At 61.4% G+C, this 25,396-nt stretch carries 29 protein-coding genes; 15 read left to right on the forward strand and 14 right to left on the reverse strand.

The features are described from left to right. Positions 1-48: 48 nt before the first annotated feature. Positions 49-336: a HigA family addiction module antitoxin gene (locus CFE47_RS06730; protein ID WP_105699617.1), complete on the reverse strand. Its 288-nt coding sequence runs from the start codon at positions 334-336 to the stop codon at positions 49-51. Between the two features lie 14 nt (positions 337-350). Further along, entirely contained in the window at positions 351-629 is a 279-nt protein-coding gene (locus tag CFE47_RS06735; RefSeq protein WP_286836147.1) for a type II toxin-antitoxin system RelE/ParE family toxin, read from the reverse strand. A 366-nt stretch (positions 630-995) separates the two neighbouring features. On the opposite strand from CFE47_RS06735, the gene mdcA reads away from it, so the two are divergent. The 9 genes from mdcA to madM all read left to right on the forward strand — a co-directional run bounded on the left by mdcA (position 996) and on the right by madM (position 8,116). Continuing rightward, a complete protein-coding gene (mdcA, locus tag CFE47_RS06740) occupies positions 996-2,666 on the forward strand; it encodes a malonate decarboxylase subunit alpha (protein ID WP_286836028.1) in 1,671 nt (556 codons plus the stop codon). Further along, entirely contained in the window at positions 2,667-3,500 is an 834-nt protein-coding gene (locus CFE47_RS06745; RefSeq protein WP_286836029.1) for a triphosphoribosyl-dephospho-CoA synthase, read from the forward strand. Beyond that, entirely contained in the window at positions 3,500-3,799 is a 300-nt protein-coding gene (locus CFE47_RS06750; RefSeq protein WP_025857695.1) for a malonate decarboxylase subunit delta, read from the forward strand. Before CFE47_RS06745 ends, CFE47_RS06750 begins: the two co-directional genes overlap by 1 nt. Beyond that, positions 3,792-4,634: a biotin-independent malonate decarboxylase subunit beta gene (locus CFE47_RS06755; protein ID WP_286836030.1), complete on the forward strand. Its 843-nt coding sequence runs from the start codon at positions 3,792-3,794 to the stop codon at positions 4,632-4,634. Before CFE47_RS06750 ends, CFE47_RS06755 begins: the two co-directional genes overlap by 8 nt. After that, a complete protein-coding gene (gene mdcE, locus CFE47_RS06760) occupies positions 4,631-5,401 on the forward strand; it encodes a biotin-independent malonate decarboxylase subunit gamma (protein ID WP_286836031.1) in 771 nt (256 codons plus the stop codon). Before CFE47_RS06755 ends, mdcE begins: the two co-directional genes overlap by 4 nt. Beyond that, positions 5,395-5,982: a malonate decarboxylase holo-ACP synthase gene (locus CFE47_RS06765; RefSeq protein WP_286836032.1), complete on the forward strand. Its 588-nt coding sequence runs from the start codon at positions 5,395-5,397 to the stop codon at positions 5,980-5,982. The genes mdcE and CFE47_RS06765 overlap by 7 nt, the downstream gene beginning before the upstream one ends. Continuing rightward, entirely contained in the window at positions 5,979-6,878 is a 900-nt protein-coding gene (gene mdcH, locus CFE47_RS06770; RefSeq protein WP_286836033.1) for a malonate decarboxylase subunit epsilon, read from the forward strand. Before CFE47_RS06765 ends, mdcH begins: the two co-directional genes overlap by 4 nt. 67 nt (positions 6,879-6,945) lie before the next feature. Further along, the gene (gene madL, locus CFE47_RS06775) at positions 6,946-7,350 is read left to right on the forward strand and encodes a malonate transporter subunit MadL (RefSeq protein ID WP_185709148.1); all 405 of its coding nucleotides are present in this window, start codon (positions 6,946-6,948) and stop codon (positions 7,348-7,350) included. Between the two features lies 1 nt (position 7,351). Continuing rightward, entirely contained in the window at positions 7,352-8,116 is a 765-nt protein-coding gene (gene madM, locus CFE47_RS06780; protein ID WP_185709149.1) for a malonate transporter subunit MadM, read from the forward strand. A 137-nt stretch (positions 8,117-8,253) separates the two neighbouring features. On the opposite strand, the gene CFE47_RS06785 is transcribed toward madM, so the two are convergent. From CFE47_RS06785 to CFE47_RS06795, 3 genes are read right to left on the reverse strand one after another with little or no spacing between them, the layout of a single operon-like run. Beyond that, positions 8,254-9,174: a LysR family transcriptional regulator gene (locus CFE47_RS06785; RefSeq protein ID WP_286836034.1), complete on the reverse strand. Its 921-nt coding sequence runs from the start codon at positions 9,172-9,174 to the stop codon at positions 8,254-8,256. Between the two features lie 37 nt (positions 9,175-9,211). Further along, complete coding sequence (locus CFE47_RS06790) at positions 9,212-9,754, reverse strand: chromate transporter (RefSeq protein WP_286836035.1); 543 nt, start codon at positions 9,752-9,754, stop codon at positions 9,212-9,214. Next, positions 9,754-10,320: a chromate transporter gene (locus tag CFE47_RS06795; protein ID WP_286836036.1), complete on the reverse strand. Its 567-nt coding sequence runs from the start codon at positions 10,318-10,320 to the stop codon at positions 9,754-9,756. Before CFE47_RS06795 ends, CFE47_RS06790 begins: the two co-directional genes overlap by 1 nt. 155 nt (positions 10,321-10,475) lie before the next feature. On the opposite strand from CFE47_RS06795, the gene trhA reads away from it, so the two are divergent. Then, positions 10,476-11,093 carry a PAQR family membrane homeostasis protein TrhA gene (gene trhA, locus CFE47_RS06800; protein ID WP_286836037.1) on the forward strand — a complete coding sequence of 206 codons (618 nt, stop codon included), beginning with the start codon at positions 10,476-10,478 and terminating at the stop codon, positions 11,091-11,093. A 32-nt stretch (positions 11,094-11,125) separates the two neighbouring features. Here the strand turns inward: trhA and CFE47_RS06805 are convergent, their stop codons facing one another. Further along, positions 11,126-12,028: a LysR family transcriptional regulator gene (locus CFE47_RS06805; RefSeq protein WP_286836038.1), complete on the reverse strand. Its 903-nt coding sequence runs from the start codon at positions 12,026-12,028 to the stop codon at positions 11,126-11,128. Positions 12,029-12,136: 108 nt separating this feature from the next. Here CFE47_RS06805 and CFE47_RS06810 point away from each other — a divergent pair, with 108 nt between their 5' ends. From CFE47_RS06810 to CFE47_RS06820, 3 genes are read left to right on the forward strand one after another with little or no spacing between them, the layout of a single operon-like run. After that, positions 12,137-13,369, forward strand: coding sequence for a D-amino acid dehydrogenase (locus CFE47_RS06810; protein ID WP_286836039.1), 1,233 nt, complete (start codon positions 12,137-12,139; stop codon positions 13,367-13,369). A gap of 10 nt (positions 13,370-13,379) precedes the next feature. Then, the gene (locus CFE47_RS06815; RefSeq protein WP_286836040.1) at positions 13,380-13,730 is read left to right on the forward strand and encodes a RidA family protein; all 351 of its coding nucleotides are present in this window, start codon (positions 13,380-13,382) and stop codon (positions 13,728-13,730) included. Positions 13,731-13,754: 24 nt separating this feature from the next. After that, positions 13,755-14,657 carry a transporter substrate-binding domain-containing protein gene (locus CFE47_RS06820; protein WP_185709156.1) on the forward strand — a complete coding sequence of 301 codons (903 nt, stop codon included), beginning with the start codon at positions 13,755-13,757 and terminating at the stop codon, positions 14,655-14,657. A gap of 141 nt (positions 14,658-14,798) precedes the next feature. Here CFE47_RS06820 and CFE47_RS06825 read toward each other — a convergent pair whose 3' ends face one another. Together CFE47_RS06825 and CFE47_RS06830 are read right to left on the reverse strand one after the other, a co-directional pair. Next, on the reverse strand, positions 14,799-15,518 hold the full coding sequence (locus CFE47_RS06825) for a 16S rRNA (uracil(1498)-N(3))-methyltransferase (RefSeq protein WP_286836041.1): 720 nt from the start codon (positions 15,516-15,518) through the stop codon (positions 14,799-14,801). A 90-nt stretch (positions 15,519-15,608) separates the two neighbouring features. Next, a complete protein-coding gene (locus CFE47_RS06830) occupies positions 15,609-17,015 on the reverse strand; it encodes an adenosylmethionine--8-amino-7-oxononanoate transaminase (RefSeq protein ID WP_286836042.1) in 1,407 nt (468 codons plus the stop codon). Positions 17,016-17,265: 250 nt separating this feature from the next. Between CFE47_RS06830 and CFE47_RS06835 the strand changes: the two genes are divergently transcribed. Together CFE47_RS06835 and CFE47_RS06840 are read left to right on the forward strand one after the other, a co-directional pair. Further along, positions 17,266-17,817, forward strand: a complete 552-nt coding sequence (locus CFE47_RS06835) for a cytochrome b (RefSeq protein WP_185709159.1) — start codon at positions 17,266-17,268, stop codon at positions 17,815-17,817. Between the two features lie 32 nt (positions 17,818-17,849). Next, entirely contained in the window at positions 17,850-18,428 is a 579-nt protein-coding gene (locus tag CFE47_RS06840) for a YceI family protein (protein WP_185709160.1), read from the forward strand. A gap of 85 nt (positions 18,429-18,513) precedes the next feature. Here CFE47_RS06840 and CFE47_RS06845 read toward each other — a convergent pair whose 3' ends face one another. The 6 genes from CFE47_RS06845 to rhlE2 form a co-directional block, all read right to left on the reverse strand. Beyond that, the gene (locus tag CFE47_RS06845; RefSeq protein WP_185709161.1) at positions 18,514-19,257 is read right to left on the reverse strand and encodes a hypothetical protein; all 744 of its coding nucleotides are present in this window, start codon (positions 19,255-19,257) and stop codon (positions 18,514-18,516) included. Between the two features lie 12 nt (positions 19,258-19,269). Further along, the gene (locus tag CFE47_RS06850; RefSeq protein ID WP_286836043.1) at positions 19,270-20,085 is read right to left on the reverse strand and encodes an acid phosphatase; all 816 of its coding nucleotides are present in this window, start codon (positions 20,083-20,085) and stop codon (positions 19,270-19,272) included. 14 nt (positions 20,086-20,099) lie between these two features. Beyond that, positions 20,100-20,942, reverse strand: coding sequence for a MipA/OmpV family protein (locus CFE47_RS06855; RefSeq protein ID WP_286836044.1), 843 nt, complete (start codon positions 20,940-20,942; stop codon positions 20,100-20,102). 72 nt (positions 20,943-21,014) lie between these two features. Beyond that, positions 21,015-22,049: a DUF1254 domain-containing protein gene (locus tag CFE47_RS06860; RefSeq protein WP_286836045.1), complete on the reverse strand. Its 1,035-nt coding sequence runs from the start codon at positions 22,047-22,049 to the stop codon at positions 21,015-21,017. A 161-nt stretch (positions 22,050-22,210) separates the two neighbouring features. Beyond that, positions 22,211-23,197 carry an AraC family transcriptional regulator gene (locus CFE47_RS06865; protein ID WP_286836046.1) on the reverse strand — a complete coding sequence of 329 codons (987 nt, stop codon included), beginning with the start codon at positions 23,195-23,197 and terminating at the stop codon, positions 22,211-22,213. A 148-nt stretch (positions 23,198-23,345) separates the two neighbouring features. Next, positions 23,346-25,232: an RNA helicase RhlE2 gene (gene rhlE2, locus CFE47_RS06870; RefSeq protein ID WP_286836047.1), complete on the reverse strand. Its 1,887-nt coding sequence runs from the start codon at positions 25,230-25,232 to the stop codon at positions 23,346-23,348. Positions 25,233-25,396 lie beyond the last annotated feature (164 nt).

A 25,396-nucleotide genomic window follows, 5' to 3' on the forward strand; every position in this document is an offset into this window, starting at 1 on the left:
CTGTGAAGCTCCCACATTTGATCTTCAGCGTTGGATAGACCGTGCCCGCTACTCAATCCGCGCAAACCGCTCAATCACCGGCTGTTCCCGATGTTCGGCCTGCCACAAATCATAGGCACTCTGCATCGACAGCCATAACCTTCCGGTACTCACACCGGCTCGCTCAAGTCGCACGGCCAAGTCCGGGCTGACCGGCGCATGCCCATGCAAAATCCTTGAAAACGTCTCACGGGCAAACCCAAGACGGCGGGCCATTTCGGTGATGGTGATGCCCAGTGCGGGAATCACATCTTCAAGCAGGATTTCGCCTGGGTGAGGTGGATTGTGCATACCCATATCGATACCTCTACTCAGTGGTAATCAAGATAATCAACCAGTTCGACTTGGTCGTCGAACATCCGAAAAATGATGCGCCAGTTACCGCTGATGCTGACGGACCAAAAGTCGATAAGGTCGCCTTTCAACCGATGGAAACGCCATCCGGGTAGGTTCAGTTCCTCGCTATCTTCGGCTTTGTCGAGCACGATCAGAACACGCCGCAAGCGACTTGCATGATTTGCGTTGATCTCTTTGGTTGAACCGGTCTCATAGAAGGCTCTGAGGCCTTTATGTTTCCAGCTGACGATCATGGCGCGATTGTGATGTGATACATCACGCTCTGCAATGGCCTTGTATCGGTTTGAGCTGTCGGATTCACGATGGGTGCCCGTGGCAAGATTCGGACTGAGAAGGCTAGAGAGGCAGGTTCCGAGCAACAACCTGAAGAGACTGTCGGAAATTTCGCTGAGACTATCTAGAAAGTGACAGACAAAAAGCGGTCCCAATAAGGGACTGATCGGTCCCTTTTTGGGACTGCACCTAACAAATGTGGCCCAAGTCCGCGTTTGCTGATGTTCCATTACTCCAACCGTAACGATCAGCCGCCGGGCTTGATTGATACCCCCCTGTTTCGCTCCTAAGGTAAGCCCCACGACAGCAAACCCCGTGGAGCGACCATGACAACAACAACTACCCCCGACTCGCGTTGGACGCGGCGGCGCGACGAGAAGCAGCGGCGGCTCGGGTTGGTCAAAAAATATGCAGACGGTGCGGTACTGCCCAGTGACAAGATCATCGAAGCACTGGAGGCGCTGATCCTCCCCGGCGACCGCGTGGTACTGGAAGGCAACAACCAAAAACAAGCCGACTTCCTCTCGCGCTCCCTGGCCAAGGCCGACCCCGCCAAGCTCCACGATTTGCACATGATCATGCCCAGTGTCGGCCGTTCGGAGCACCTGGACCTGTTTGAAAAAGGCATCGCCCGCAAGCTGGATTTCTCTTTTGCCGGCACCCAATCCCTGCGCATCAGCCAGTTGCTGGAAGACGGCCTGCTGGAAATCGGCGCGATCCACACCTACATCGAACTCTATGCGCGGCTGGTGGTGGACTTGATCCCCAACGTGGTGCTCTCCGCAGGTTTCATGGCCGACCGCGCCGGCAACATCTACACCGGAGCCAGCACCGAAGACACGCCTGCGCTGATCGAGCCCGCCGCTTTTAGCGATGGCATTGTCATCGTGCAGGTCAACCAGTTAGTGGACGACGTCACCGACTTGCCTCGCGTAGATATCCCGGCCAGTTGGGTGGATTTTGTGGTGGTGGCCGACAAGCCGTTCTACATCGAACCGCTGTTCACTCGCGACCCTCGCCATATCAAGCCGGTGCACGTGCTGATGGCGATGATGGCGATACGCGGCATCTACGAAAAACACAACGTGCAGTCGCTTAACCACGGCATTGGTTTCAACACCGCCGCCATTGAGTTGATCCTGCCCACCTACGGCGAGTCCCTCGGTCTCAAGGGCAAGATCTGCCGCAACTGGACCCTAAACCCGCACCCCACGCTGATCCCCGCGATCGAAAGCGGCTGGGTCGAAAGCGTGCACTGCTTCGGCACCGAACTGGGCATGGAAAACTACATCGCTGCGCGTCCGGATGTGTTTTTCACTGGCCGCGACGGTTCGATGCGTTCCAACCGAATGTTCTGCCAACTGGCCGGCCAATACGCGGTGGACCTGTTTATCGGCGCCACCCTGCAAGTGGACGGCGACGGCCATTCCTCCACCGTGACCCGTGGCCGCCTTGCCGGTTTCGGCGGCGCGCCGAACATGGGCCACGACCCGCGTGGCCGTCGTCACGGTACGCCGGCATGGCTGGATATGCGCCACGACGATGCGCCGGAAGCCCTGCTCGAACGTGGCAAAAAACTCGTGGTGCAAATGGTCGAGACCTTCCAGGAAGGCGGCAAACCGACCTTCGTCGACACCCTCGACGCGGTGGAAGTGGCGCGCAAAAGCGGCATGCCCTTGGCGCCGATCATGATCTACGGCGACGACGTGACTCACCTGCTCACCGAAGAGGGCATCGCCTACCTCTACAAGGCGCGCTCTCTGGAAGAGCGCCAGGCAATGATCGCCGCCGTCGCCGGGGTGACCGCCATCGGCATGCGCCACAACCCAAAAGACACCGCGCGCATGCGCCGCGAAGGCTTGATCGCGTTGCCCGAAGACCTCGGTATTCGTCGCACCGACGCCACCCGCGAGCTGTTGGCCGCCAAGAGCGTGGCCGACCTGGTGGACTGGTCCGGCGGCCTGTACAACCCGCCCGCCAAATTCAGGAGCTGGTAAATGCGCGCCCTCAAACTGCATGAATTGACCCTCGCTGAACGCCTGGCAGACATGGCCGTGGATGCCTTGATCGATGAAGCGGACCTGTCGCCCAAGCCCGCCTTGGTGGACCGCCGTGGCAACGGCGCCCACAGCGATTTGCACCTGGGCCTGATGCACGCCTCGGCGCTGTCTTTGTGGCCGATGTTCAAGGACATGGCCGAAGCCGCGCTTGATATCGGCGAGATTGGTTTGCCGCTGCGCGAAGCCCTGGGGCGGATCGGCCGCGAAGGTGAGCAAGCAATGCTCGTCACCACCAACGGGGTCAATACTCACCGAGGTGCAATTTGGGCCCTCGGCTTGCTCACCGCTGCTGCGGCGTTGGAGCCACGCGCCATACCGCTGAATGCCGCGAAATTGGCCCTGCTTAACGACCGCTACGCGCCGCAACCGATGAGCCACGGCGCCCAGGTTGCGCAGCGTTACGGCGCACGCGGAGCCCGTGAAGAAGCGCAATTGGGCTTCCCCTCTGTGGTGCAGCGCGGCCTGCCGCAACTGCGCAAAAGCCGCCAGCAACACACCGGCGAGCAGAACGCTCGGCTGGATGCCTTGCTCGCGATCATGACTGAGTTGGCCGACACCTGCGTGCTCTACCGCGCGGGCCCCGAAGGCATTGCTGCCATGCAACGCGGCGCCCAAGCCGTACTGGATGCGGGCGGCAGCGCGACCCTGGCCGGTCGCCGCCAATTGCACGAACTGGATAACCAACTGCTGGCCCTGAATGCCTCCCCTGGCGGCGCCGCCGACCTGTTGGCCGCCTGCCTGTTTATCGACCGCCTCGACGGAGCGTTGTGATGGAAACCTTATCCTTTGAATTCCCCGCCGGGCAGCCGCCAAAGGGCCGTGCGCTGGTGGGTTGTGTCGGTTCGGGTGACCTGGAAGTGCTGCTGGAACCGGGCACGCCGGGCACGCTGACGATTCAGGTGCAGACCTCGGTGAATGGCGCCGAGCAACGCTGGCAGCATTTGTTTGAACGGATTTTCCAGGAGCAGACGCCGCCAGCGTTGAATATTGATATCCACGACTTCGGCGCGACACCCGGTGTGGTGCGCTTGCGTCTGGAGCAGGGCTTTGAGGAGGTTGGCCATGACTGACTTACTCGCCAAACACAGCTTCGTCGAACTGGGCGCACGGCAGCGGGCCAAGGCCTTGCTGGACGCCGGTTCCTACCGCGAATTGATCGACCCGTTCCAGCGCGTCATGTCGCCGTGGCTCAGTCGCCAAGGCGTGGTGCCCCAGGCCGACGACGGCGTGGTGATCGCCAAGGGCAGCATCGCGGGGTTACCGGTGGTGATCGCCGCCATCGAAGGCAACTTCCAGGGCGGCAGCCTTGGCGAAGTCGGCGGTGCAAAAATTGCCGGCGCTTTGGAGTTGGCGGCCGAAGACAATCGCAAAGGCATCCCCACTCGCGCCGTGCTGCTGCTGGAAACCGGAGGCGTGCGGTTGCAGGAAGCCAATCTGGGGTTGGCGGCGATTGCCGATATTCATGCGGCGATTGTCGACCTGCGCCAGTACCAGCCGGTGATCGGCGTGGTAGCGGGCAGCGTGGGTTGCTTTGGTGGCATGTCCATCGCCGCAGGACTGTGCAGCTACCTCGTGGTCACCCGTGAGGCGCGCGTGGGCTTGAACGGCCCGCAGGTGATCGAACAGGAAGCCGGCCTTGAGGAATACGACTCCCGCGACCGCCCGTTCATCTGGAGCCTTACCGGTGGCGAGCAACGTTTCAACAGTGGCTTGGCCGACCGCTACGTGGCCGATGATGTGGCCCAGATTCAGCAGACCGTCAGCGCGCTGCTGCAACAAGGTTTGCCCACCCAACAACGCAGCCGCCAGGCCGAGCACTACCTGGCGCGTCTCGCCGAGCTGGACGCCACGCCGCAAATCGAACCCGCAACGGTGCGCGCGCTGTATCAAGGAGAACGCTCATGAGAGGGCTGCAGTGGTTCAACGCATTGAGTGCTGGCGCAACGCCCGTTGAGGGGTTGCCGGCTTCGCTGAAGGTGGCTGACGGTGTATTGGGCGAACAACCCGTGCGCTTTATCGCCGTGGTAACCGACGCGCAAAACCGCTTCCCTCGTGCACGTAACGGCGAGGTCGGTTTGCTGGAAGGCTGGGGCCTGGCCAAGGCAGTGGATGACGCCATCGCCCGTGGCGACAAGCGCCCGCTGATCGCCATCGTTGATGTGCCGAGCCAAGCCTACGGTCGTCGTGAAGAAGCCCTCGGCATCCATCAAGCCCTGGCCGCCGCCGCCGACAGCTACGCCCGTGCTCGCCTCGCCGGGCACCCGGTGATTGCACTGCTGGTGGGCAAGGCCATGTCCGGTGCGTTCCTCGCTCACGGCTACCAAGCCAACCGCCTGATCGCCCTGCGTGACCCCGGCGTGATGGTGCACGCCATGGGCAAGGCCTCGGCGGCGCGGGTAACCCTGCGCAGTGTCGAGGAGCTGGAAGCCCTGGCTGCCAGCGTGCCGCCCATGGCCTATGACATCGACAGTTATGCCAGCCTCGGTTTGCTGTGGGAGACCTTGTCGGTCAGCCAGATTGAACAGCCCACTTCGCAGGATGTGGCGCGGGTCAGCGATTGTTTGCTGAGTGCGATCAAGGATGTCGACGGCAGCGACTTGAGCAGCCGCCTCAGCGCAACCAATCGCGCCGCTTCCAGCCACGTACGCCAACTGCTACGGGAGCAATGGTGAACGCCCACGACCTGCTCTGGGGCATGAGCCCGGCGCATCTGCCTGCTGACGCCCCGGCGTGGGCGGCGGATGCGTTGGCCGCCGTGGTGGTGCGTCGCGCCATTGTTGCGCCAGGGCTTGTCGCCGTCGGCGTGCGTGGGCATTTGCGCGAGCAGCGTCTAGGCGCTGTGATGCCGATTGCTGCCATTCAACGCCGGGTCGCGCCGGAAGCGTTATGCGACGTGATTTCGCCACGAGATTTGCCCGCGTTGCAGGCGCTCGACCAATTGCGCCCGGTGCTGGCGCCACTGAACTGGGGTGTGACTGGCAGTGCGGGTTTTGAATTGGCCACGGGCATTGAAGCGCTGCATGCCCAAAGCGATCTGGATTTGATGTTGCGCACACCCGAGCCGCTGGATCGCAACGATGCACGCGACCTGCTGGCGACGCTGGACAAGGCGGTTTGCGCCGTCGACCTGCAACTGCAAACGCCCTTCGGCGCCGTTGCCCTGCGCGAATGGGCGGGCGCATCACGGCGGGTACTGTTGAAAACTGTCAGCGGTGCGCACCTGGTGATGGATCCGTGGCAGGCCGTGGCATGAGCAGCCTTCTGGTGTTTCCGGGGCAGGGTGCTCAACGGCCGGGCATGCTCCAGGCGTTGCCGATCGAGGTGTTGGAGCACGCCAGTGATGTGTTGGGTGAGGACGCGCGCGCATTGGACTCATCCGGTGCGCTGGCCAATACCCGTGCGGTTCAGCTGTGCCTGCTGATCGCCGGCGTGGCCCACGCTCGCCTGCTGCAACACACCCCGGATTACGTCGCGGGCTTGTCCATCGGTGCGTACCCGGCGGCGGTGATTGCGGGCGCCCTCGACTTTGCCGATGCCCTCAAACTCGTCAGCTTGCGCGGCGAGCTGATGCAAAACGCTTATCCACAGGGCTACGGAATGACCGCGATCATCGGTCCCGAGTTATCCACAGTGGAAACGTTGCTGGCTGAAATCCACAGCCCGGAAACCCCGGTGTACCTGGCCAATATCAACGCCGACAACCAGACCGTGATCGCCGGCAGCGACGAGGCCATGAAACGCGTCGCGCAACGTATCAAGGGCAATGGCATCGCCAAGCGGCTGGCGGTGAGTGTGCCGTCCCATTGCGCATTGCTGGAGCAACCTGCCCAGGCGTTGGCGCAAGCCTTCGTGCCGCTAAAGGCACCACGCATCACCTACCTGAGCAGCACCCGCGCGCGACCGGTCCACAACCCCGAACAGCTGCGCGACGACTTGGCTTTCAACATGTGCCGCGTCGTCGACTGGCGTGGCACTGTGCAAAGCGCCTACGAGCGCGGCGTGCGCCTGCAAATCGAACTGCCGCCGGGCGCCGTGCTCACTGGCCTGTCACGTCGCGTGTTTGAACAAGGCACGGTGATCGCCTGCGAAGGCGCGCGCCTGGACACCTTGCAGGCCCTGCTGCAAGAGGAGGAGCGCCGCCACCGATAAAGCACCACCCAAGGCTTTCGAAGCACAAAAACAACAATTTCGATCGAGCACTTTGAGGACAACAACAATGATTATCTACGGTGTGGCATTACTGGCGATCTGCACGCTTGCGGGCGTGATCATGGGCGACATGCTCGGTGTGTTGCTGGGCGTCAAATCCAACGTGGGCGGGGTGGGCATCGCGATGATCCTGCTGATTTGCGCCCGCTTGTGGATGCAAAAGCGCGGCGGTATGACCAAGGACTGCGAGATGGGCGTGGGTTTTTGGGGCGCCATGTACATCCCGGTTGTTGTAGCGATGGCCGCGCAACAAAACGTCGTGACGGCCTTGCACGGCGGTCCGGTGGCGGTTCTTGCGGCTATCGGTTCGGTGGTGGTGTGCGGATGCACGATTGCCTTGATCAGTCGCACCCACAAGGGTGAGCCGCTGCCCGCCGAAGAGCCGGTGATCGCCGCTGCGGGAGGTCGCTGATATGTGGGATCTCATCGAGAAAGGTTTGGAACATAACGGCCTGGTCACCGCGTTTGCCTTCGTTGGCGTGGTGATGTGGATTTCGGTGGTGCTGTCCAAGCGCCTCACGTTCGGGCGCATTCATGGCTCGGCGATTGCCATCGTTATCGGCCTGGTATTGGCCTGGGTGGGCGGCACGATTACCGGCGGGCAAAAGGGCCTGGCGGACCTGGCGCTGTTCTCTGGCATTGGTTTGATGGGTGGCGCGATGTTGCGGGACTTCGCCATCGTTGCCACTGCATTTGAAGTACAAGCTACCGAGGCGCGCAAGGCCGGGATGATCGGCGTGATTGCATTGCTGCTGGGCACGGTGCTGCCGTTTATTGTGGGCGCCAGCATGGCCTGGGCATTTGGTTATCGCGATGCGATCAGCATGACCACCATCGGTGCGGGCGCGGTGACTTACATCGTTGGGCCGGTGACCGGTGCGGCGATTGGCGCGACGTCGGATGTGATGGCGCTGTCGATTGCCACCGGGTTGATCAAGGCGATTTTGGTGATGGTGGGCACGCCGGTGGCAGCGCGTTGGATGGGCCTGGATAACCCGCGTTCAGCGATGGTGTTTGGTGGGTTGGCCGGCACCGTAAGCGGTGTGACTGCCGGGCTGGCGGCGACGGATCGGCGGTTGGTGCCGTATGGGGCGTTGACGGCAACCTTTCACACCGGGCTTGGGTGTTTGTTGGGGCCTTCGTTGTTGTATTTCATCGTTCGTGGATTGGTTGGGTAAGTTTTGAATTTTTGGTGTTAGTTCGGGCCTCTTCGCGAGCAAGTCGAATCGTCGCACCGCCGCTCCCACAGTTGAACGAGTTTCAGCATAAGAATGCGGTCGAATGTGGGAGCGGGCTTGCTCGCGAAAGCGGTGTGTCAGGCTGCCCCCTGCCGATTGGCATACATCCGACACTCCGCCAACAACGCCAGCAAGTTCGGGTCGCGCTCCTTGGCCTTCAAGAACACCACCCCGATATGCTGCTGCAACCGATACTTGGGTTGCAGCGGTATCAGCTTCACGCGGTTCTCATACACCGCTGCAATCCGCCCCGGCAGCAGTGCATATCCCACCCCTGAGCTGACCATGCTCAGCAGGGTGAAGATGTCATTCACCTGCATCGCAACCTTGGGTTCAAACCCCGCCTGCTTGAACACACGGTTGCCATCCTGGTGAGTGGCGAAACCTTGGGTGAGGGTGATGAAGGTGGCGTCGCGCACATCCGCCAGGTCGATTTGTTGCTCGCGGTCGAACGGCGAATCGGCTGGGGTGGCGAGGAAGATATCGTCGGTGAACAGCGCGATCTGTTCGCAGTCGGGGTCGTTGGCGCGCTCGTCGAGGGAGATGAGGATCGCGTCCACTTCCATGTTCTTGAGCTTGTAGAGCAGGTCGAAGTTGGAGCCCAGGATCAGGTCGATGTTGAGTTCGCTGCGGCGGATCTTCAGGCCCATGATCAGTTGCGGTACGGTCTTTACCGTTAGCGAATACAACGAGCCCAGCTTGAAACGCTCGGCGGAGAAACCGGCGGCTTCACGGGTGAGGCGCACGCTGTCGACCACGTCGGCCACTAGTTTCTGCGCACGCTCTTCCAGCACATACGCGCTTTCCAGCGGCGTGAGGTTGCGCCCTTCATGTTTGAACAGCGGGCAGCGCAGGGCGTTTTCCAGGGAGTGGATGGCGCGGTGCACGCTGACGTTGCTGGTTTGCAACTCGGCCGCGGCGCGGGCCAGGTTGCCGGTGCGCATGAACGCCAGGAAGATTTCCAGCTTCTTGAGGGTGAACTCTTCGTCGATCAGCATGGCCGTGGCTCTTATTCGAATGCTGTCGATTGTGCCCCTAAAACCAGTTCACTCCCAGCCATGCGCTGCCCAGCCCCAACAGCACGCCGAGGATGATCAGCCAGATCGCATTCAACCGCGTGTAATACACCACGGCGGCGCTGGCCAAGGTCAGCACCAGGCTGGTGGCGTTGTTTTCCAGGCTGTTCATCAGGATGTAAGTGGAGGCGAGGATCAGCCCGATGGAAATGGGCAGCAGGCTGCGCTTGACCCTTTGCACCCACGGCGTGCGGGTGTGGCGCTCCAGCCAGCCGGCGCCGACGTAGGTGAGTACCGAACACGGCACCAGCTTGGCCATCAGCGCCACCAGCGCACCGGGCAGGCCGGCGGCCTGTTGACCGATGAACACCAGGAACATGCCGTTAGGGCCGGGCAGCGCCTGGGACAGTGCAAAGAACGCGACGAATTGTGCGTCGGTGATCCAGCGCATATCGACCACGGTGTAGCGGTGGATATCGCCAATGGCCACGGTGTTGCCGCCAATCGCCATCAATGACCACAGCGCGCATTGGATCATCAGGTGCAGCAGGACGGTTTGCATCAGCTGGCCACCGCTTTCGCAGGGATAAAGCTCAAGGCCAGGGAACTGGGGATGCAGACCAGCAGCACCATCCACAGCGGCAGCACCAGCACGGCCATCAACACAAAGGTGAGCAGGAAGGCGCTGTAATTGGCGACGGTACTGGGCATCGCCTTGAGCAGTCGCAATGTCGTGCCGAGCATCAACCCAGTGGCAATCGGCATCACCGCGCCGAAGATTTGCTGCACCACGTCGTGGCTCCACCACTTTGCGTAGGCGAAACCGGCGAACACGGTGATCAGCGAGGGGAACAGGTACAGCCCGAACACGGTCACAACCGCACCCGGCAAACCATGCAGGCGCCGGCCGTAGATGATGCCGACGTTGGCGATATTGGGGCCAGGGAAGAACTGGCCCGTGGTGAGCAGTTCGTTGAAACCCTGCTCGCTGACCCATTGCCTGCGGTCAACCATCATCTGGCGCGCCCAGGGCATCACGCCGCCAAAACCGAACAGGCCGACCATGGCGAAGTTGTAAAACAACTGCCATAGGCTGGGGTGGGGCGAGGTGGGTTCAAGCTCGGGCATGGGGGCGTTCCGGGGCGACGGCGGTTGGGGGCAATCATCGTTTGCCGATAGCCTTTGGGCAAATGAAGAAAAGCCGGTTACCTGCTCAGGCGCCACAGGCGTCAGAATGCAGGTGGCCAAACCATGTGGTAACGGTTATTCGAGGTGAGTGACACATGTATCACGGGGAACGATTCAACGCCTGGAGCCATTTGCTCGGGGCGGTCGCAGCCTTTGCGGGCGCGGTGTGGATGTTGGTGGTGGCGAGCCTGGATGGCAGCCCCTGGAAGATTGTCAGCGTTGCGATTTATGGCTTTACGCTGCTGGTGCTGTACAGCGCGTCCACCGTGTACCACAGCGTGCGCGGGCGGCGAAAAGAGATCATGCAGAAGGTCGATCACTTTTCGATCTACCTGTTGATTGCCGGCAGCTACACGCCGTTTTGCCTGGTGACATTGCGGGGCCCGTGGGGCTGGACGCTGTTCGGGATCGTGTGGGGGTTGGCGGTGATCGGCATTTTGCAGGAGATCAAGCCGCGCTCCGAGGCGCGGGTCCTGTCCATCGTGATCTACGCGGTGATGGGCTGGATCGTGCTGGTGGCGGTCAAGCCGTTGATTGCCGCGCTCGGCACGGCGGGGTTCACCTGGTTAGCGGTGGGTGGCGTGTTGTACACCGTGGGCATCATCTTTTTTGCCCTGGAGGATCGCCTGCGACATTCCCATGGGATCTGGCATTTGTTTGTGATCGGCGGGAGCCTGCTGCATTTCGTGGCGATCATGCACTACGTGCTCTGAACCCTGTGGGGGCTGGCTTGCCTGCTCCCACATTACAAGCGCTGCAGCAGCTCTTGGGCACGCTGCCCGAAAATCCCCAACAACGTTGCCAGCATATGCGGCGGCGGCTCGTCGGCGCGAGTCAGCGCGTACAACGTGATCGGCAGCGGCGGCGTGAGCGTGCGGATACAGGTGGTGGCCGTGGAGGCACCCAGCGCGGTGAAGGGGTCGATCACCGTAAGGCCTGCGCCAGATTCCACCATGGCACGGGCCAAAGAATAGGTTTGCACGCAGATCGTCACCCGAGGCGGTGGGTCGACGTTTTCCAGGTAGCTGTCGAGTTTGGCCGCTAAAGGGTCGGCGCTGGAAAGGCCAATCAGCGGCGCACCGGCGAGGTCGGCCAAGGCCAGCGGTTTGCTTAAGTCAGACTCGGCCCAATAACCCTTGGATGCCAACGCCACCAACACACCATTGGCCAACACCTGCGTGGTCAGCCCCGGATGGCCGGAGAAGTTGAGCGTCAACGCCAGATCGATTTCGCGCATCAACAGCTTCTGCACCAACTCGCGGCTATGGTCGCTGGACAGTTCGCAGGCCATGGCCGGGTAGTCGCGTTTCCATTCCAGGATCGCCGGTGGCAGCAGCGACAGGGCCAACGCCGGAATCGCACCAATGCGCACACTTTGGCCAGGCTCACGGCGCAAGCTCTTAGCCAGGCGCCGCACACCTTGCAGGCTTTCGGTGACTTTCTCGACTTCGCTTTCCAGCGCCAGGGCTTCCGGTGTGGGCTGCAATTTGCCACGCACCCGCAGAAACAGTGGAAAGCCCAGTTGCAACTCGGCGTGCTGTAACACCTTGGTCACCGCCGGTTGTGACACGTGCAGCAACTGCGCGGCCGCGCTGACCGAGCCGGTCTGGCGGATGGCCTGGAAGATTTCGATATGACGCAGGCGCATGACAAGTCCATAACCTTTGTTTATAGGTGACCCATCTTTATTCATTGTCGGTGGCCTGTCACCTGCCCCTAGGCTTGAAGCCTGTTAATTCAACGACTGGGGGCTGGGATGGCCAAGCAGGTTTGCATCATTGGCGGTGGGGTCATCGGCTTGGCCAGTGCGTATGCGTTAGTGCGGGCGGGCCATGAAGTGACGCTGATCGACGCCCGCGACACCCTGGGCAGCGAAACCAGTTTCGCCAATGGCGGGCAGTTGTCCTACCGCTATGTTGCGCCGCTGGCGGATGCCGGTGTGCCGCTGCAAGCCATCGGCTGGCTGCTGCGCGGCGACTCGCCGCTCAAGCTGCGCCCGCGCCTGGACCCTCAGCAATGGCGTTGGATGGCGTCGTTTCTCGGCGCTTGCCGTGGCTCGGTCAACACACGCAATGCCGCCCATTTGCTGCGCCTGGCGTCGCTGAGCCAGTCCACGTTGCAGCGGTGGCGTGAAGACGATCACCTGGGCGGTTTCGACTGGCGGCGCAACGGCAAGCTGGTGACTTTCCGCAGCGCCCAGTCGTTTGAACATGCCCGCAGCAAGGTCACCGATATCCTGCAGCAACAGGTGCTATCGGCCGGCGATTGCGCGCGCCTGGAACCGGCGCTGGCCGGCGGTGGCTTTGTGGGGGGGATCTATACACCGAATGAAGAAGTGGCCGATTGTCATGCCTTTTGTCAGCGCATGGCGGCGCGGCTTGAAGCCTCGGGACGCTGCCGTTTTATGTTGGGACGCAAAGTCACGGGGCTTCGTCATGCCGACGGTGCAGTACAGGCCATTGAGCTGGGTGACGAGGTGATGCCTGTGGAAAACCTGGTGCTGGCAGCTGGGTACCGTAGCACCGAGCTGGGCGTTTCGTTGCCGCTGTATCCGCTTAAGGGGTACAGCCTCAGCGTGCCGATTGGCGCGCAGCACCAGGCGCCAAACGTGAGCATCACAGACTATGACCGCAAGATCGTCTACGCCCGTATCGGTGAGCAACTGCGGGTGGCCGCCATGGTGGATATCGTCGGCTTTGACGCCGGCCTCGAACCTAAACGACTGGCCCTGATGAAACGCCAGGCGTTGGAGACATTCCCTATGGCGGGCGACTACGCCCACGCGGTGGAATGGGCCGGTATGCGCCCGGCCACCCCGACCGGCGTGCCGCTGATCGGCGCGAGTGCCTATCGCAACCTCTGGCTGAACCTGGGCCACGGCGCCCTCGGTTTTACCTTGGCCTGCGGCAGCGGCCAATTATTGGCCGAGTTGATCAGCCAACACGCTCCTTCCATTGATTTGCAGGGCCTGACGCCCCGCGCCGCTTGAGGATGCATTGATGACTATCACCCGAATCAGCAGCAACGACCGGCTTTCTGGCGCCGTGGCCTTCCAGGACCTGGTGTTCCTGTCGGGCCAGGTACCGGGCGACGGTCAGGACGTGACAACCCAGACCCGGGAAGTGCTGGCCAAGATCGACGCGCTGCTGGCCCAGGCGGGCAGCGACAAAGACCACCTGCTCAACGCGACGATTTACCTGAAAGACATCGGTGACGGCTTTGCGCCGATGAACGAGGTGTGGTCTGCGTGGCTGTCACCGGGCATGGCGCCCACCCGCACCACCCTGCAAGCGGCACTGGCGCGGCCGAGTGTGTTGGTGGAAATCAGCGTGATCGCGGTACGTAAATAACTGCAAGACCAACGGAGAATAACAATGAAAAAGATCCTGTTGACCGGCTGCACCCTGGGGCTTTTGCTGGGGGCACACGCGCATGCGAACGAAGCTCCACTGACGGGGGCGTTAGGCAAGATCGCCAGCGCCAAGTCCATCACCTTGGGCTATCGCGATGCGTCGGTGCCGTTTTCCTATGTGGGGGATCACAGTGGCAAGCCCATGGGCTACTCGGTGGAGCTGGCGAACAAGATCGTCGAGCGCATCCAGCAGAAAACCGGGGTGGCCAACCTCAACGTGAAATACAACCTGGTGACCTCCCAAACGCGCATTCCGCTGGTGCAGAACGGCACCGTCGACCTGGAGTGCGGCTCCACCGGGGTGACGGCTGAGCGGCAGAAACAGGTGGCGTTTTCCTACGGGTTTATCTACGTGAAGGGCCAACTGCTGACGGCGAAGGACAGCGGTATAAACGGCTTTGCCGACCTTGCCGGCAAGAATGTGGTGACCACCGCCGGCACCACCAATGAGCGCTTCCTGAAAAGCTACAACGCCGAGCACAAAGCCAATATGTTCGTGATCAGCGCCAAGGACCATGGCGAGGCGTTCAAGATGCTCGAAACCGGCCGCGCGGCTGCGTTCTACATGGATGATGCGCTGCTCTACGGCGAGCGCGCCAAGGCCAAGGACCCGCACAACTGGGTGGTCGTCGGCCAAGAACAGTCGCGGGAAATCTACAGCTGCATGCTGCGCAAGGACGACCCGCAGTTTCTGGCGGTGGTCAACGAGACGCTCGGCGACCTGTACCGCTCGGGGGAGATCAACGGGATTTACCAGCGCTGGTTCGAACAGCCGATTCCGCCCAAGGGCTTGAACCTGGAGTTCCCGATGACCAGCGAGCTGAAGGCGATTATCGCCAAGCCGGTGAGTGATCCGGTGGAATAGTTGCCTGGTATCCCAATCCAAATGTGGGAGCTGGCTTGCCTGCGATAGCGGTGGGTCAGGCGCCGGACGGGTTGGCTGGAAGACCGCAATCGCAGGCAAGCCAGCTCCCACATTTTTGATTGGGTTTGCAAAGGGAGAGGGTTAGAAATCGCCCCAAAGTTGTTGAGCAACCGCGAGCGCCACCACTGGCGCCGTCTCGGTACGCAACACACGCGGGCCGAGGCGCGCGGCGTGGTAGCCGGCGCTCTGGGCGATGTCGACTTCACTGTCGGTCAACCCACCCTCCGGTCCGATCAAAAACGCCAGGCTCGCAGGCTTGGCATGGCTGATCATCGGCTCCGCCACCGGGTGCAGCACCAACTTCAGATCCGCCTCGGTCTGTTTCAACCAGTCCGCCAGCAACAGCGGTGGGTGAATCACTGGCACCGTCGAACGCCCACACTGCTCGCAGGCGCTGATCGCCACCTGGCGCCAGTGCAGCAGGCGCTTGTCGGCGCGCTCATCCTTGAGGCGGACTTCGCAGCGCTCGCTGAAAATCGGCGTGATCGCATTGACGCCCAGCTCGGTTGCCTTCTGGATGGCCCAATCCATCCGCTCGCCCCGGGACAGGCCCTGGCCAAGGTGAATGTGCAGCGGTGATTCGGCCTGGCCGTTGAAGGTTTCCGTGAGTTGCACGGTGACGCGCTTCTTGCCGACTTCCAGCAGGCTGCCCAGGAATTCCTGGCCGGAGCCGTCGAACAATTGCACGGCATCGCCTTCGCCCATGCGCAGTACGCGGCTGATGTAATGCGCCTGGGCTTCGGGCAATTCGTGGTCGCCGAGGCTCAGCGGGGTGTCGGTGAAAAAGCGGGACAGTCTCATTTCTGTTCTCTGGAAAAATACAAAACCTGTGGGAGCCGGGCTTGCCCGCGATGACGGTAGCCCGGCAGCCGATCAGTTGAGTGAACTCAATCAGCCTGGGTCACGGAAACCCGGGTGGAAGTCCTTCGGCACCGCAACGCTGACGTTGCTGTTGGTGGCGATATCGATGCCTTCGCTGGCAACTTCTGCCAGGAAGTCGATCTGCTCCGGGGTAATCACATAAGGCGGCAGGAAATACACCACGCTGCCCAAAGGTCGCAACAGCGCGCCGCGTTCCAGCGCGTGTTCAAACACCTTCAAACCACGGCGTTCCTGCCAGGGGTAGGCGGTCTTGGTGGCCTTGTCCTGGACCATCTCGATGGCCAGCACCATGCCGGTCTGGCGCACTTCCGAGACGTGAGGATGATCCACCAGATGCGCGGTGGCGGTGGCCATGCGCTGGGCCAGGGCCTTGTTGTTTTCGATGACGTTATCTTCTTCGAAAATATCCAGGGTCGCCAACGCGGCCGCACACGCCAGCGGGTTGCCGGTATAGCTGTGGGAGTGCAGGAAGGCACGCAGGGTCGGGTAGTCGTCGTAGAACGCGTCGTACACGTCATCGGTGGTGACCACCGCCGCCAACGGCAGGTAGCCGCCGGTGAGGGCCTTGGACAGGCACAGGAAGTCCGGGCGAATGCCGGCCTGTTCGCAGGCGAACATGCTGCCGGTGCGGCCGAAGCCCACGGCGATTTCGTCGTGGATCAGGTGCACGCCGTAGCGGTCGCAGGCTTCGCGCAGCAGCTTGAGGTACACCGGGTGGTACATGCGCATGCCGCCGGCGCCCTGGATCAGCGGTTCGATGATCACAGCGGCGACGGTGGCGTGGTGTTCGGCGAGGGTTTGTTCCATCACCTGGGCCATCGTGCGCGAGTGGTCTTCCCAGCTCACGCCCTCGGGGCGCAGGTAGCAATCGGGGCTTGGCACTTTAATGGTGTCGAGCAACAGCGCCTTGTAGGTCTCGGTAAACAGCGGCACGTCGCCCACCGACATCGCGGCGATGGTTTCGCCGTGATAGCTATTGGTGAGGGTGACGAAGCGCTTTTTATTCGGCAGGCCACGGTTGAGCCAGTAGTGAAAGCTCATTTTCAACGCGACTTCGATGCAGGACGACCCATTATCGGCGTAGAAGCAGCGTGTCAGGCCTTCTGGCGTCATTCGCACCAGGCGCTCGGACAGCTCGATCACCGGCTGGTGGCTGAAACCGGCGAGGATCACGTGTTCCAGTTGGTCGACCTGGTCCTTGATGCGCTGGTTGATGCGCGGGTTGGCGTGGCCGAATACGTTGACCCACCAGGAGCTGACGGCGTCGAGGTAGCGTTTGCCTTCGAAGTCTTCCAACCACACGCCTTCACCGCGCTTGATCGGGATCAGCGGCAGTTGCTGGTGGTCTTTCATTTGGGTGCAGGGATGCCACAGCACGGCGAGGTCGCGTTGCATCCACTGATTGTTCAGGCCCATCTTTCGTCTCCTCGAAGCAACAATCGCGCAAGCCTATGCAATGGACGACAGTGTCACAACCTATTACACGTGAATTGAAGGTAAACGTAGGACGGTCTGTCACGTTTTGTAGGAATAGTCCTTAATCCGAGGTTAATTTAGGCTTCATACCCTCAAGATCGCATTTCTTGATATTTCAAAGCGAAATTTTCCGCTTTAAATCGATAGGTAACACGCTAGTCTTGGGCGCAGCTCTTACGGGATTAAGTACATGCAGTTACGTAACTCACCGGCCCGTTATGGCTGGGTCAGCATCGTTTTGCACTGGGGTGTGGCCCTGGTGGTGTTCGGTTTGTTTGCGTTGGGCCTGTGGATGGTCGGTCTCGATTATTACAGCGCATGGCGCAAAGACGCACCGGACCTGCACAAGAGCATCGGCATCACGCTGTTCGCCGTCATGCTGGTACGTATCGTCTGGCGTTTGGTCAGCCCGCCACCACCACCGCTGGCGAGCTACAGCCGCATGACCCGTATCGGTGCCGCATTTGGCCACGCGTTTCTTTATCTCGGGCTGTTTGCCGTGATGATCGCCGGTTACCTGATTTCCACCGCAGACGGTGTCGGTATCCCGGTGTTTGGCCTGTTTGAGATTCCTGCCGTGGTTTCCGGGCTACCGGACCAGGCAGACACCGCAGGCGTGGTGCACTTGTACCTTGCCTGGGTGTTGGTGGTTTTCGCCGGCTTGCACGGCGTGGCTGCATTGAAACACCACTTCATTGATCGTGATGTGACCCTGACGCGAATGCTGGGGCGCAAAGCCTGATGTTCAACCTCGACTCACAAGGAATAGAAAGCATGTTGAAAAAGACTCTCGCCGCTCTGGCAATTGGTTCTGCTCTGCTGTCCGCAGGTTCGGCGATGGCTGCTGACTACAAGATCGACAAAGAAGGCCAGCACGCCTTCATCGATTGGAAAATCAGCCACCTGGGCTACAGCTTCATTCACGGCACGTTCAAGGATTGGGATGGCACGTTCAGCTGGGACAAGGCCAAGCCAGAAGCCAGCAAGATCTCTGTCGAAGTGAAAACTGCCAGCCTGTGGTCCAACCACGCTGAACGTGACAAGCACATCGCCAGCAAAGACTTCCTGGACGTTGGCAAGTTTGCCGATGCCAAGTTCGTATCGACCGCAGTCAAGCCTACCGGCGAGAAAACCGCTGACGTGACCGGCGACCTGACCTTGCACGGCGTTACCAAGCCTGTGACCTTCAAGGCGACGTTCAACGGTGAAGGCAGTGATCCATGGGGCGGCCAACGTGCTGGCTTCAACGCCACCACCACATTGAACCTGAACGACTTCGGCATCAAAGGCCCAGGCCCGACTTCCCAGACGGCTGACCTGGACATCTCGCTGGAAGGTGTAAAACAGAAGTAACGTTCCATGCCTGACAAAAAGCCCCGACTGGTTCGGGGCTTTTTTGTGCCTGGAAAACACCCTGGATCACCGGTGAAAGGGGGCTTTAGAACCGCCCACTGATACCCAGCAACGGGCCCTTCTGCACGATGTCGTAGACAAAACCATCGTGCTGGTAATTGACCCCCATGGCCCGGTAACCGGCCACCGCCGAAAAACCGGGCAGGAACTCCCAGCCTGCCAACGCTGCCAGGTCCCAGTCTTCCCGAGACTGCCCGGCGCCTGCCATGCCCCAGGCTGAAAGCCAGAATCGGTCGTTCACTGCATAGTGCCCACGCAGGCCTGCCATGGCGTCTGCCCACGTCGCGTTGTCAGAACCCGACCGTCCACCCAGTGGTCCGCCATGGAAACTGAGGGTGGTGCCGCTGTACCAGACACGCATGCCGCCGGCGATATCCAGCCGACGACTGTCATCCCCCAACACCGTGTAACCACCTCCCAGGAACCCGGACGCTGTCTTGCTTTCGACCTCCAGCTTGGCGCCGCCAGGCAAGCGGTTGCGGGTGTCGGTGTCGATGTACATCAAGTCGGCGAGTACGCTGTAGGGGCCCCGACGCGCCTCGCCCATCAGCATCACCGACATATCGACCGTCTTGGCGATGTCGGAAAAGTCAGACTTTATGAACTGGGTTCCGGTGCTGCTATGGCCTACGTGGCCTCGGATGCCGGCGCCCCATACATAAGGTCCGCCGTTGAAGGTCCAGTCATCGTTGTCGGCCGCCATGGCGGGCCCAGCGACAAGAAAGGCGCCGGCCAGCAGGGCCAGGCGCCGTAAAGATGAGTCAGTCATGCTTTCTCTCGATCAGTGCTGGGTCAGCGAGAGCGCCACGCTCTCGGCCGCACAGTCCTCGGTTGGCTTCAAGCCAGCTTTTTGCGCGGCCTTGACCTCTTCTTTCGCCGCCGCAAGGTCCGCCAGGAACGCGGGGTTGCTATGCAAGCTCGCCACTGTCGCCGCGCCCATGATGCGACCGGCATCCACGTCGCTCTGCCAGTGGGCATTGCAGATGACCCGGCTCTGGCCGAATGACAACCCGCGAGTCATCAGCTCAGTCGCGCGTGCAGGCTGAACCTCAGCCAGCAACAGCCCCCACGCCCAACCGGCAGCGGAGTGGCCCGACGGCCAGGAACCATCGGTGCGTAGCAGCGGCTCCATATCGGCACGGCAGGTGCCTTCGTTATGAGCCACGAAGGGGCGCGTGCGGTTGTAGGCGTTTTTCCCGGCATAGGTGGAACCGCCGGCGTCCGACAGGGTGCGTTGCATCAAGGTGTACAGATGCGGCGTGGTTTTTTCGGTGATGGGTGTGCCCATCGCGCAGGAGAACGCCTGGGCCGGGCCTGGGAATTGCAGTTCAGCATCCGCGGCCGCGAGCTTTTCCCGGGCCGTACCCCGTAGCGCCAATGCTGCTCGTCGCGCTTCCTCGTCCCGCGCAAACGCCGCAGAGTCAGGCTTGGGCGGCGCGCCCAGCAATGCCAGGCGCAGGGGCAAGTCCTTCGAATCCAGATAGCCGGGGGCCAGCTTGAAGTGCGGGTCGGTGACCTTGGGTGGCGCATCGTCGGCAAGCACCAGCCCTGACCAGAGCAGGCCGACCAGCCCCAGTTGCTTATGTACTGTTTTCATCGAGTGTTCCCTCATCAAAACCGGTACAGGGCATTCAGATAGGCGCCTGCGCCCACGTTTTCACCCGTCAGCGGGCTGTTGCGGGCGTCGGAGACTAGGGCGTAGGTCTTGATGCCGCCTTCCAATGCCAGCTGTGGTTGCCATTGCCAGGTGAGCCCCACCTTCAGGGTCACGTCGCGCATCCCGCCGCCCGGGTGGTATTCCTCGAAGCCGGTACGTGCTGCTTGTTGGGCGGTGACACCGAAGCGCGCCATCATGTCTTTGTCATTGCTCCAGGTGCCGTACACGGTCGAGTCCAGGGTCAAGGTCGAAGACAACGCATAGGCAGTGGCGTAGCCGGCTTCCAGGTACGCGGTACGCCCCAGGCTCTCGCCACCGTAATCGCGGCTCTGGCTGGCTTGCAGGCCGCGAACGAACAGGCGGCCGGCCGGTAACATCCAATACGCTTCGGCTCCCACCAGAGCGGTGCTGTCCAGATTGCCCATGCCCTTCAAGTAGTCGTCACGACCGCCCAGGGTGTGGATTCTCTCTTTGCGACCCTGGTCGTACCCAAGCAGCAGGGCCACGCCGAATGGCGAGAGCCCTGGCAAGTCCCAGCGCAGGCCTTCCGGGAAAGAGGCGGTGAACTTGCCCCAGCTTTCGGTCGGCAAGACGGCTTTGAGTTTCAGCGATGGGAACGCGGCGTAGTGCGAAGAACCTTCGTACAACGGGCCAACGGCGAGCCCGCCGCCGACGGTCACGGACGGCTCATTCGAGTCGTCTGCGTGTACCGGCAATGCCATCGCCAGTGCCAGCGTCGCACCGGTAATGAGTGTTACGGGATGCTTGAGGAAGTTTGAACCACCGATGGTTGTCATTGCTTATTTCCTTGGGTGTAAAACCAAACTTATTGGCGTATGTGCTGAGTGATAAACGGGCGCAGTGGTTAATCAGCGTGCGACGGGCTGCGGCTTTGGAAAGCTCCATTGGCCATTCAGGATTTGTTCGCTCGGCTGATAAAGCCTGACGGTGTAGTTCCAGCCAGGTGTTGTAGGCAGGCAGTTGGCGATCTTTCCATCGCACCCGCCGAACTGGATGGCGATGCTGCCGTCCGCACTTTTCTTGGCAGTGAGGTTGTTCAACGAATAGGCGTCATAGGGGTTCTTTTCGAAGTAACCGTCGGCGTTATAAACACTGACGGACCAGAAACTATTGACCGGGACGTCACCCACGTTGAGTCGGTAAACGGTTTTCCCGTCGTTCTTGGGCATCACACCGCCGAGGTAGATAGCGTCCTTGGCCGGGTTGCCACCCCACCCTGTTGCTGTGCCGATCAGGTGATGAATCGGGTTGACCGCGCTCTTGGGGCCAAACGACTGGTTGTAGTCGGGAATGGTCGAACCCAGGACTTCCAGGGCTTCACGCACCTTTGTCTGGCTGGCCTGGTCCCACTTGGGGACTACGAATTCGCCAACTTTGGCCTGGCTGACGGTGATTGCGTCCTGCAGCGCATGCACTGTTTCAAGGTCTTTGCGGTCTGCGGGGTCGAAGAACGTGCGCACCGCGACAAATACGTACCGCGTGCCAACCGCTTGTTTCGTCAGGGTCCGGCTGCCAGCGCCGTAAGTAACGATGGGCACGTAGTGGTCTTCATTGATGACCGCCATCGACATGAACCGCCCACCGGCCTCAGGCAAGTTGATCGTGACGGGGCCGGCATCCAGATCGAACACCGCTGATGAATAGAGTGTGTCCCGATTCATCCGAACCACGTTTTGGGCATCGATGGGCACGGCTTCGCGGCTATGAACAAAGCGGCCCAGGCTGCCGGTGGCGACCATTTTTCCTAAATAGAGGTCGGATTCGGCACGGGCAAAGTTGTCCACACCCACCGGTATTGTTGCCTCCGGGGAGGACTGGGCGTATGCACTTCCAAAAGTTGCCAGCGCCATGGCGAAGATGCAGGCCGTGGATGAGTGGGACATTTAAACCTCAGGGTTATATAAGTTGGCGTTAACTTTTTGACTGTATAAGAACGCCCTCGCGCGAACTTGCCATTTGGTGCCAAAAGCAAGGCGAGCGCGCACGCGAACACCGCCCATGAGCGGGGCCGCGCGGTTGGAGAGGGGAGAGTCAGGCGGGGTGTTTAGTGATCTTGTTGCAACAAGATGGAGCGAAAGCGCGACGGCGGTGTGCCCGTCCAACGCTTGAAGGCACGGGTAAAGTGCGCGGGATCGCTATAACCGACCATATAGGCTATTTCGGTCGCGCTGTATTTGCCGGTGGCAATGAGTTGAAGGGCTTCGCTGCGCCGTGTCTCGTCACGCAGGGCGTCGAAATCGATACCGCAATGTTCGAGGCGACGCTGCAAGGTTCTGGCAGACAGCCCGATCTTTCTTGAAATAGTAAGCAGCTTGGATTGTTCCTGATCTGCTATCTGCCGGGCGAGCACGTCAGCTGCGTCAGAGGTCGACTTCAAGGCCTGGGTAGTTTTCCAGGCAATATCCCGAACCTGTTGCAGGGGGATCTCGAGCAACTCACGATCGAATTCGATCATGTTGTACTCGGCGTTCATCACCAGGTTAGGCCCCAGGTACTCTTCAAGGGCCTCGTCGCCTTTTTCTCGCGGGTTTTTCAGGTGAACCCGGATGGCGCCAGGCGCGCCGGCCATCAGCGGTACTTTCCTGAGCACGGCCAGGGTGCCGAAAATGACTTGCTTGGGATCAGCACCGTGCTGGCCGGTGAAGTGTTGGATCAGTCTCGTCGTACGGCCTTCGGTGAGGATTTTTACTTCGCTGCCTTGATGCACCAAACCCGTATGAACCGCCGCCGCTGCACAGGCCTGGGCGAGATTGGTCGAGCCCAGTATCAATTCGCCCCATATGCCGGTTGAGCGCACTTCGGTCAGGTGCCCGATGGTGGCACCGCCGAACGGATCCTGGGCGGCGGCGGCCATTTCGTTGGCGATGTGAAAGCAGGCCTCGCGGGGTACCCAGGCCTCGGGGTTTTGAAACACGTGGGGGGAAATACCAAAGCGCCGGAAGAACTCCAGCGGCGACACTCCGCGCATGCTCAGGTAGGGGGCGATTTGCCGAAGCGTACTGAGTTTGATCGCTGGCGCGGCATTCGTCATGAGTATCGTCCCAGCCATTCGGGGTCAGTGATGGCACTGTTGGTGGCCAAGTAAACACGATGGTCGCGCCAGTGACAAGGTAATCTCTGGCGTCAAATGACAGGCACAAAAAAGCCCCGACTCCTGCGAGCCGGGGCTTTTTGTTCAACTAGCGGTTGCGTGTCAGCAGTGCTGGCTTCTCACCACGAGGACGGCCTGGCAGTTGATCCAACTGCTCGGGTGTCGGGAAGCGATCCGCTTTCGACTCCTTGTGGATGATCTTCGGCGCCGGGCCGCCGCGCGGGTTCTGCACGGCCGGTTCGGACGAGCGAGGCTGGTCGTCACGGGCTGGGCGGCGGTTGTTGCTACGTGAATCTTCACGACGGGCCTGGCCATCACGTGGCGCACCACTGCGTGGGCCGCTGCGCTTGGCAGGCGGCGTACCGGTGGTACCGCCGCTGCTGTTACGCGGACCATTTTGGCGACCGCCTTGTAGCTGACCACCGCGTGGTGCGCCAGTACCGGCGCCCTGTGCCGGAGCACCTGGACGGCGGCCACGGCCTTGGGCTGGTTTGGCCTGGGGCACGTAGTCAACGCGGTTACCGAAGTTATCCACGTCGTCGTCGAGGAACTCGTCCGGGGCGCGGTCGGCGGCGGCGCGTGGTGGTTGGCTCGGCTGGCGCTGTTCGCGGGCCGGGGTACCTTCACGTGGCTTTTGTTCGCGGGCTGGGCGTTCGCCACGGCCGTTGGTAGGCGCTTTTTCCTTGCCGCCTTTGTCTTTGCCCTTGTCGCGACGACCACCGCCACCACCGCCGCCGTTCGGGCCATCGCCCTTCGGACCGCGTGGGTTGCGTGGGTTACGCACGTCTGGACGCTCGCGGGCTTCTGGCTTCTCGGCCTCTACAGCGCTGGCATCGAAGCCCATCAGGTCGCCGTCGGCGATTTTCTGCTTGGTCATGCGCTCGATGCTTTTCAGCAGTTTTTCTTCGTCCGGTGCAACCAGGGAAATGGCTTCACCCGAACGACCGGCACGGCCAGTACGGCCGATACGGTGCACATAGTCTTCATCGACGTTTGGCAGCTCGAAGTTGACTACGTGTGGCAACTGGTCGATGTCCAGGCCGCGGGCGGCGATATCGGTGGCAACCAGGATACGCACGGTGCCGGCCTTGAAGTCGGCCAGGGCTTTGGTGCGCGCGTTCTGGCTCTTGTTGCCGTGGATGGCAACGGCGGTGAGGCCGTGCTTGTCCAGGTACTCGGCCAGGCGGTTGGCGCCGTGCTTGGTGCGGGTGAACACCAGCACCTGTTCCCAGGCGCCTGCGGTGATCAGGTGGGCCAGCAGCGCACGCTTGTGGCTGGCGGCCAGGCGGAAGACGCGTTGCTCGATACGCTCGACCGTGGTGTTCGGCGGCGTGACTTCAATGCGTTCCGGGTTGTGCAGCAACTTGCCGGCCAGGGCGGTGATGTCTTGGGAGAACGTTGCCGAGAACAGCAGGTTCTGACGTTTGGCCGGCAGGCGCGCGAGGACCTTTTTCACGTCATGGACAAAGCCCATGTCGAGCATGCGGTCGGCTTCGTCCAGTACGAGAATTTCCACGTGGGACAGGTCGACGCTGCCTTGGCCGCACAGGTCGAGCAAGCGACCCGGGCAGGCCACCAGCACGTCCACACCGCGGGACATGGCCTGAACCTGTGGGTTCATGCCGACGCCGCCGAAGATGCAGGCACTGACGAACTTCAAGTCGCGGGCATACAGCTTGAAGCTGTCGTGCACTTGGGCGGCGAGTTCGCGGGTAGGGGTCAGGACCAGAACGCGCGGTTGGCGCGGGCCGTGACGCTGGGATTTGTCCGGGTGACCGTTGGGAAACAACCGCTCCAGAATCGGGAGGGCGAAGCCGCCGGTTTTACCAGTACCTGTCTGAGCCGCAACCATCAGGTCGCGACCTTGCAACACGGCGGGAATGGCCCGCTGTTGCACCGGAGTAGGCTCGGTATAGCCCGCTGCCTCGATGGCGCGGACTAAAGCCTCGGAGAGACCGAGGGAAGCAAAGGACATGAGTAATCCTGTTTTAGTTAGGGCTTGGCCCAAAGGGATAATCTTGCCGGGCGTGAATGACGCTTAGGGGAGCGTTATCCCGTCCGGTCCTGCTGCGTCTGGCGGGCACTCCACCGGCTCGCGCGGGCTGAAAGCTGCGCAGTAGCTGGGTTGGGTGCCTTTTT

It is taken from the genome of Pseudomonas sp. PGPPP1, assembly GCF_002255865.1.
Taxonomy (GTDB): Bacteria; Pseudomonadota; Gammaproteobacteria; order Pseudomonadales; family Pseudomonadaceae; genus Aquipseudomonas; species Aquipseudomonas cremoris.